8 protein-coding genes and 1 pseudogene are annotated in these 7158 nt (G+C 63.7%); 4 read left to right on the top strand and 5 right to left on the bottom strand.

Features of this window, described 5'->3' with window-relative positions:
• Nucleotides 1-214: 214 nt before the first annotated feature.
• Nucleotides 215-403 carry an IPT/TIG domain-containing protein gene (locus ACIBJI_RS13340; RefSeq protein ID WP_364354453.1) on the top strand — a complete coding sequence of 63 codons (189 nt, stop codon included), beginning with the start codon at nt 215-217 and terminating at the stop codon, nt 401-403.
• Between the two features lie 194 nt (nt 404-597).
• Here the strand turns inward: ACIBJI_RS13340 and ACIBJI_RS13335 are convergent, their stop codons facing one another.
• Nucleotides 598-1902: a cytochrome P450 gene (locus ACIBJI_RS13335; protein ID WP_397084278.1), complete on the bottom strand. Its 1305-nt coding sequence runs from the start codon at nt 1900-1902 to the stop codon at nt 598-600.
• 189 nt (nt 1903-2091) lie between these two features.
• Nucleotides 2092-2262 (bottom strand): hypothetical protein, encoded by a 171-nt coding sequence (locus ACIBJI_RS13330; protein WP_397084276.1) that lies wholly within the window; start codon nt 2260-2262, stop codon nt 2092-2094.
• A gap of 91 nt (nt 2263-2353) precedes the next feature.
• Between ACIBJI_RS13330 and ACIBJI_RS13325 the strand changes: the two genes are divergently transcribed.
• Nucleotides 2354-2542 (top strand): hypothetical protein, encoded by a 189-nt coding sequence (locus ACIBJI_RS13325; RefSeq protein WP_364354462.1) that lies wholly within the window; start codon nt 2354-2356, stop codon nt 2540-2542.
• Between the two features lie 122 nt (nt 2543-2664).
• Nucleotides 2665-3456 carry a hypothetical protein gene (locus ACIBJI_RS13320; RefSeq protein ID WP_397084274.1) on the top strand — a complete coding sequence of 264 codons (792 nt, stop codon included), beginning with the start codon at nt 2665-2667 and terminating at the stop codon, nt 3454-3456.
• Between the two features lie 328 nt (nt 3457-3784).
• Here the strand turns inward: ACIBJI_RS13320 and ACIBJI_RS13315 are convergent, their stop codons facing one another.
• From ACIBJI_RS13315 to ACIBJI_RS13305, 3 genes and pseudogenes are all read right to left on the bottom strand, one after another.
• Entirely contained in the window at nt 3785-4189 is a 405-nt protein-coding gene (locus ACIBJI_RS13315; RefSeq protein WP_364354465.1) for a spore-associated protein A, read from the bottom strand.
• A gap of 597 nt (nt 4190-4786) precedes the next feature.
• The gene (locus ACIBJI_RS13310; RefSeq protein ID WP_397084272.1) at nt 4787-5167 is read right to left on the bottom strand and encodes a transposase; all 381 of its coding nucleotides are present in this window, start codon (nt 5165-5167) and stop codon (nt 4787-4789) included.
• A 130-nt stretch (nt 5168-5297) separates the two neighbouring features.
• Nucleotides 5298-5726 (bottom strand): annotated as a pseudogene (locus ACIBJI_RS13305) (transposase); the annotation flags it as partial.
• Between the two features lie 824 nt (nt 5727-6550).
• Here ACIBJI_RS13305 and ACIBJI_RS13300 point away from each other — a divergent pair.
• On the top strand, nt 6551-7096 hold the full coding sequence (locus ACIBJI_RS13300) for an MFS transporter (RefSeq protein ID WP_397084270.1): 546 nt from the start codon (nt 6551-6553) through the stop codon (nt 7094-7096).
• Nucleotides 7097-7158 lie beyond the last annotated feature (62 nt).

Genomic DNA, 7158 nt, shown 5'->3' with positions numbered 1-7158 from the left:
CTGCCCGGCAGCACATCCGGAAAAGCGAACCAAAGCGGATCACGAGATGTCTTGCGCCAGTGACGGTTCAGGGGCGTTACTGGATATTGCCGCACCGTGGCAAGAGTCGGCCGACCCCAGCGCAGAGCAACCCGTTGCACACTGCGCACCCTCTTGACCGACACGGAGGCACCATCATGCCTGCTATAACTGCCGTCTCACCGTCCTCGGGTCCGTGGCTCTCACCGGCACCGGATTCTCCGGCGCCACCGCGGTAACCTTCGGCACCACCCCGGCGACCCTGTATCTCGTGCTGTCCGACACGCTGATTCTCGCGGTCACTCCCCCTGGGACCGGCACGGTGCAAGTCACAGTCACCACAACGGTCGGCACAAGGGCCGGGATACCCTTCACCTACGCCTGACCGCACCATTCGGATCCGGCGGAGCCGAGCCTCGATCGTCCTTCCCGGACGTGTGCACGAGACTCGGCTCCGACCCCACATGGTTCCCGGGGCGGTTAGGTCGGTGTGGTAGCTCGACAGCTGGGTCAGCTCGGCGATCAGATCGTCGGCGCACGAACCCTTTTCCTGCCGCGAGCACGCGCTGCAGGTGCAGATCAGCTGATGGGCTGGTGGCTGCGGACGCGCGGACCGGTGTGTGCAGGAAGGTGCTGGTAACCGTGCAGGGTGAATAGCGGCCGCCGCGTAGGCGGATCGGTCAATCGCAGGTCCGGAAACGCCTCGAACAGTGCGCGCAGGGCGTGCGCTGCTTCCATACGGGCCAGACCGGCGCCCAGGCACGCATGGCTACCGTTGCTGAAGGACAGGTGATTCTTGGCGTTGTCCCGGGTGATGTCGAAACGTGCCGGGTCAGTGAACACGGCAGAGTCGCGGTTCGCACCGGCCAGCGACAGCACCACCGTCGACCCCGCGCGCAGCCGGACACCGCCGACCTCCAACGCTGTCCGGGTGGTGCGAGCGGTGGTCTGCACCGGCGGATCGATCCGGAGAATCTCCTCTACCGCATTGGGCCAGAGTTCCGGCTCAGCGCGCAACCGGTCCAGCTGATCGGGGTGGCGAAGCAGCCAGATGATGCCCTTGCCGATCAGGTTGACCGTGGTCTCGAAGCCTGCGGCCATCAGCAGGGTCGCCGACGCGCACAGTTCGTAGGTGGACAGATCGCCTGCGGTGACCAGGCTGCTGAGAATATCGTCGCCGGGTTCGGCGCGCAGGTGCTCGACGTGCTCGACGAGATACTGGTGCACCCGCTCCGAGGATTCCATCGCCCGCTGGTGCGTGCGCCAGGAGATTCCAAGGTCGAGCAACGGACTGATGTCATCGCCCCAGCGCAGAAACATCTCGCGGTCAGAGTCCGGGAAGCCGAGCATCTCGGAGATGATGGCGATGGGCACCTGCGCCGCGTATCGCGCCACCAGATCGGTGGGCCCGTCGTCGGGGAGCGTCGCGAGCAGTTCCTCGGTGACCGTCTCGATCCTGTCGCGCAGCCGAGCGACGGCACGCGGGTTAAAGGCCGCGCTGACCGGTTTGCGCATCCGGGTGTGCTCGGGTCGGTCGATCACCAGCATCGATGGCGGATCGACAGGGGTCGGCGGGAGGGGCCGACGCTCCAGCGCGCGCAGAACAGGCTGCGGTATACCGAACACGGTCGGTATACCGACACCGAAACGGTTGTCGCGCAGTATCTCCCGGACCATATCGTGATCGAAGGTGATCCATACCGGAACGGCACGGTGCAACCCACCCTCCCCGCGCATCTCCTCGATCAGAGCGTACGGATTCTCGATACCCTTCGCGCTGCCGATCAACTGAGCGAACAGATCACCACGGCGGAGCGGTATCTTCTTGAACAGGCGGATCAACCCATGATTGTTCACCCACCGATACACGTAATGCGGTTTCATCGAGCCCCTCGGTCGTCGAATCGCGTCCCTGTGGCCGTAACGAATATCACAGGCATCGCTGGCGGAGTGGGATCTCGAGACCTGCCGTGGCAGAAGAGGTGGCCTTCAGACCGTGCGGATCACCGTTCGGTGGTACGCGTGACAACGACTTTCGACGCATTGTCCGCGCTGATCCGCGCCGCCGCCACGCTATAGCCCGCCGTCCCCACCGCCCTCGCGATCCAGCGCAGCCAGCGTCGCCACAGTCGCCAGCATCCGCACCAGCGCCTCGAACAGGTCCGACAGGTGCATCAGCGGGTTCGTACTCCACACGGTCGCGCCCGCCACACACGGACCGCGACGGGCGCTCCGCCGATCCATTCCCGGAACCTCGAAACCGTCTGGTCACGCATCGCCGCCGCAGGCACACGCCCGCATCCTGCCTACTCCGCTGGCTTTCCCAGGGCCCCGTGTGTGTTCTGCGCATCTTCTCAGCGGGCTCGTGCGTGCCGCCCAACTCCAGCCGGAACTGGCGGCTCAGTACGCCACGGTCGAGCACAACATCGGCCACCGATTCCGTCTGGATGTGTCCATGGCCGAGGTCATCGCTGAAGCCAATGCCAGCACGACGATACCCGCGATCGCCGATTGGAACCCCTGACCCGGATCGGACTAGCGGATGAAAGGAGCGCGCCGATGTTCGACGACGTCGATGGATTGTTTTCTTTGCCTTCACTTTTCGATGACGACGCGAAGCCGGTCTGCTGATCCTACGGTCTCGGGGTGGAGAGCACCGCAGCGGTTGTGCGGACGTTGTTGGATCCGGGGTTCCGGCCGCCGCAGTTGCGGGAGGATCTGTCGAATCTGATCGTGATGGTCGCCCAGACCGGCGATGAGTGGTCGAGCACTTGCGATCTGGTCGCCGAGCATGTCCTGCCGTTGCTGGCTCAGCGTCGGGTGCGGCTGGTCGAAGTCGCGCGAGCGGGTCCGAGCATCGCGGACGGGATCGTGGTCTTGCAGGACACCCGCACACCGCTACGGCTGCATCCCGACCCGGACGAAAACGGCTTCTACCCGCTCAGTGCCGAGCACCACCGCAACGGTGTCATGCCGACACTGAGTGGGCAGTGCACGTGCTCAGCCAAGGCGAAGGGGCAACCACTCGATGCCTGGCGCGCAACCCATTTGGGTCACCAACCCTACATCCACGCGGTCGGGTTCAATGTCGAGGAGACCGGGCGGATCGCCCGCGACACCTCGGTCACGATGGGTGGGCGCCGTCACCCGATCTATCCGCTTCACACCGCGAACTGGTCCCGCGCACGGTGTCAGGGCTATTTGTTCGGGTTGTTCGGGGTGTGGTGGCCGAAATCGTGTTGCCGCCAGTGTTGTTTCGTGTCGGTGCCGAGCTGGCCCGACCAGCTCGCCCGCTACCGGGCCGCGCCTGGGGAGGCGTACAAGCATTTGGTCGATGAATTCGTGACCGTCGCGTTGAACCCAGTATTGTTTGGACACGGATTACATAAGCGTTGGCGCCGTGCGGGTTCGGAGGCCAGGGCTACGTGGCGGCGATAGGATCGCCGGCTTGAAAACAAGCCGGTGGTCCGCGCCGACGGCGATCAGGTCGAGTTCCTCATCCAGCATCGTGAACGCCTGCCATGATTCTTGCTCGCCGACTGCTGCCTCACTGCAGGCTCGAGGACGACAAAGCGCACACTCACACACACCCGTGGAGCGGTTGTCCGCCAACCGATCTCGGACACTGCCAGAGCCAGCTCCGGCGACGCAGGCACATGCCGAATTGAGTATGTCCGTGTGGCGCTAGTACGCATCGGTGCTGCCGCCAGACCCCTGCGCACGAGCCCGTACCGGCCTGATATGAGCAGGTACGGGCACGTGCCGTTCAGCCGCAGTGCACTTTGAATACCTGCCACTCGTCATCACCGATGAGGCCGCCCCAGTCGATGCAATCGCCCTTTGCCTCGACCTTCACCGGACCCGCGAACTCGGTGTATTCAGCGTCGTCGACGACTACGGCGCGACTATCCCCTGACCGCCGGAGCCCGGCGCCCATCCGCACAGGTTTCCCCGGCCGGTCCCGGACGGTGACAACGCAATTGTTCTTACCGTTGAAGGTCAGAAAGGCGGTGCCACCGACGATGTCGTGCGAATCGATCACGTCATATCCCTTACCGCACTGACCACCGTAGGTGGCCGCGGATGCCGTCGCGGGGAGGAATACCGCCATCCCGGCAGTGATTCCGATTACGCTCGCACACACGGCAATTGTCTTCTTGGCGTTGATCACGTAGAAACCTCTTCTTCTTGACGTGCAGTCTCGCGTACGCGGGTAGCGCAAGATCTCCGAACAGCGCTCGACGCTATTGACACACCGTCGACGGCTTACCAGAAGAAACGCTGTGCACCACATGATGGTTCACTCTGTTTCGAAATTTTCCCGTTCCCCTCTGGCTGTCCGTGGAAGCATCGGACGACCGCAACCGACTCGCACCGCCCGAGAGTGATTCCATCTGCGTCAGTAGTTTGTCGTCGCGATCTGCGATCCCAGCAGGGATGCTGTCACCATCCGCCGTGCGGGCCGACCGACGATCTGTCTCGGCGCGGATCCGATCAAGGAGGGGCTGGACAGAGTGGGCAGGAGCAGAAGCCCAATACTTTTCGGGCACTGGTGCTACATCAACTGGCCCACGTCCACAACCCGGGAAGTCCTGATCGGATACGGTACGGGCGCCCTGTGGCTGACGTTCGTCATCGGTGTCGCCGTACCCGCCGCCGCAGTGCATGTCTGGTTGTCGACCGGCCTGGTCGCGGCAGGCACCTACTCCCGTTACCGGCCGACCGGGGCCGTGAATCCGTTGCGTGTTGGCTTTTGTCGGATCGCTGATCATGAGCTGCTGACGGTCGCGGTATGTGCCGCATAGGTTTTCGTGTCCTGGTGGTATCGCAGCCGGACGATGACGGCGGTGTGCAGGGCCTGGTTGGCCTGCCTGTCTCCGCCACGGTGGAGGCGGTGCCGGTTGGTCTTCCCCGAAGATGCCGGGATCGGCACGACGCCGCAAAGGCGGGCGAATGATGCCTCGGATTTGAGTCGATCCGGGTTGTCGCCAGTCGAAATAGCAAGGGCGGCAGCGGTATCCGGTCCGAGGGCGAAGAGCTGCATGGTGTGGGGAGCTACCCGCTCGAGCAAGTCGCCGAGGTGCTTTTTCAGTTGGTCGGCGTGGACCTGGCAGTCGAGAACGCGTTGCGCGAGCGAGCGCAGGGCCATTTTGGTCGCCTGCACCGGATCGGTGAGGCAGGGAGTCAGGCCGGAACCCGGCGCAGGTCGCGATCAGTTTGGCGCGGGAGAGCGAACGCAATTGGTTACGAAAAATTTCCGGGCTGGTTGTGATCAATGATCGCAGTGTGTTGAGCGCGGCGGTAACGGCCTTGACGGCGTTATTGCGGGCCACGCGCAACGCACGGACGGCTTCGATGGCGCCATCGCGGTTCTTCGGCGGCGTGGCATCGGATCCGTCGAGCAGCCGGCGCGCGGCGGCGTAGGCATCGATCATGTCGATCTTGCCCTGCGTGCGGCGCAGCTGTCTATTCGGCCGCGGCACCTCGGCGACGTCGTAACCCGGTCGGCGAAGATAGCGGGTCAATTCCGCGCCATAGGAGCCGGTGCCCTCGACACCGACGCGAACAACCTCACCGCATGAGCGGAGCCAAGTTTCGATCCCTGCGTAACCGGCTGCGGTCGTGGGGAATTCGCGATCTGTCGGCTTCTTGCCGTGTTCGTCGACGATCGCTACGTGATGGGTGTCGGCGCGGGTATCGACCCCCACGAAGATCGGTTGCTGTGTGGCCGTCGTCAACTCGTTGCTGTCCTTCCGGTCGTCGACCTGCCCGAAGAGGGGTTGGACAGGCCAGTCAGGGGACGGCGGTATCGGCGCGACATGCTCCTATCAGGTCACAACCCCGTGCAGGCTGGTGGGCGCTGCCGCGGAACGGGCCGCACCACCGGCACGGACGGACCGACGGGTCCTTCGAAAGACACACGTTGATCTGCGCGTGTCGGCGGGGATTGCGATTCCTGTGATCACCCGCATCACGTCTGGAATTACAGCTACAAACCCGATCCGCGCTTCCACGGGAACGGGCCGCTGTATCTGGAGATGGAACTGGGAATCGTTGTCCCCGAATATCACTACCAGCGATGCGTCACACTCGCGGGGACACTCCCGGGGTGAGCCTCTTTCCCATGTCGATCTTGTCGCGAATGGAGACCATGGTGCCGACGGTTGTCTCGACGATGGCATCGTTGTTCTCTTGCCGGCCAGTTGATGAATGGTGTCTTCGTCAGCGCGCAGATGCATTCGATCTTCAAGGAATCAGCAGCACAGGCGCGCACGGCCGCAGAGGTACTGCTCGATGCCGCATTAGCCGCAGAGGCAAGCGCACACACCCCTTCGGCGTCTGTTGCCTCCTGATCTAGTTCTCCCTGCGGGGTGCAGCCGCACCTGCTACTGGTGTGCCTCGTGCTCGCTCGGGCCGCCGCGTTTTGGTGGGACCGGGATCAGCGATCCGTCTGACTATTACTTGATATAGTCAGCATGCTATCGTCGAGCCCGACTTCGTTCCTCAGAAGTTCGAGCAAAGGAACACACCCGTGGTTGCAGAAATCGAGATTCTTGTCGAACGAAGGCGGGAGCGGCGATCGGGCCAGAACATCAGACGCTGGTTCACACTGGCGGTGCTCTGCCTGGGCTCGATGACGGCCTTCGTCAACGTATCCTCGACGATCACCGGCCTAGCCCGGATCCAGGACGAGCTGCACGCGTCACCGACTGAAACTGTATGGATCACAAGTACTTACAGCCTCATCGTCGCAAGCCTGATCCTGGCGGCCGGGACACTGGCCGATATCGTGGGCCGCAGCGTCATCTTCATGGTCGGCGCCGTGCTCTTCACCGGTGGGAGCGTCGTCGCCTTCGCTGCGAACGACACAGCATTGCTGATCGTCGGCCAGGCGATCATCGGTATCGGCGGTGCGGCCATCCTGCCCAGCAGCCTGGCGGTGCTGGCACATACGTTCGCCGACCCACGCGAGCGCACCGAGGCCGTCAGCATCTGGGCGGGCAGCTCGGGCCTCGGCTTAGCCGTCGGGCCGATCGTGACCGGCGTGGTTGGGTCGGGAACTGGCGCGGTGTCGTGAGCGGTTGTAGGTGTGGAAGCCACTGTGACCGAACGGTTTCCCGCTTGATCGTTCTTCTGCCC

Origin of the sequence: Nocardia sp. NPDC050408 (assembly GCF_044458905.1) — a bacterium.
In the GTDB taxonomy this organism is placed as follows: Bacteria; Actinomycetota; Actinomycetes; order Mycobacteriales; family Mycobacteriaceae; genus Nocardia.
This window is presented reverse-complemented; position numbering and strand designations above follow the sequence as displayed.

Bases quoted from the DNA above. Each gene is read 5' to 3' on its own strand.
- ACIBJI_RS13335 (WP_397084278.1), bottom strand. From the start codon at position 1,902: ATGAAACCGCATTACGTGTATCGGTGGGTGAACAATCATGGGTTGATC.
- ACIBJI_RS13330 (WP_397084276.1), bottom strand. From the start codon at position 2,262: ATGGATCGGCGGAGCGCCCGTCGCGGTCCGTGTGTGGCGGGCGCGACC.
- ACIBJI_RS13310 (WP_397084272.1), bottom strand. From the start codon at position 5,167: ATGGCCCTGCGCTCGCTCGCGCAACGCGTTCTCGACTGCCAGGTCCAC.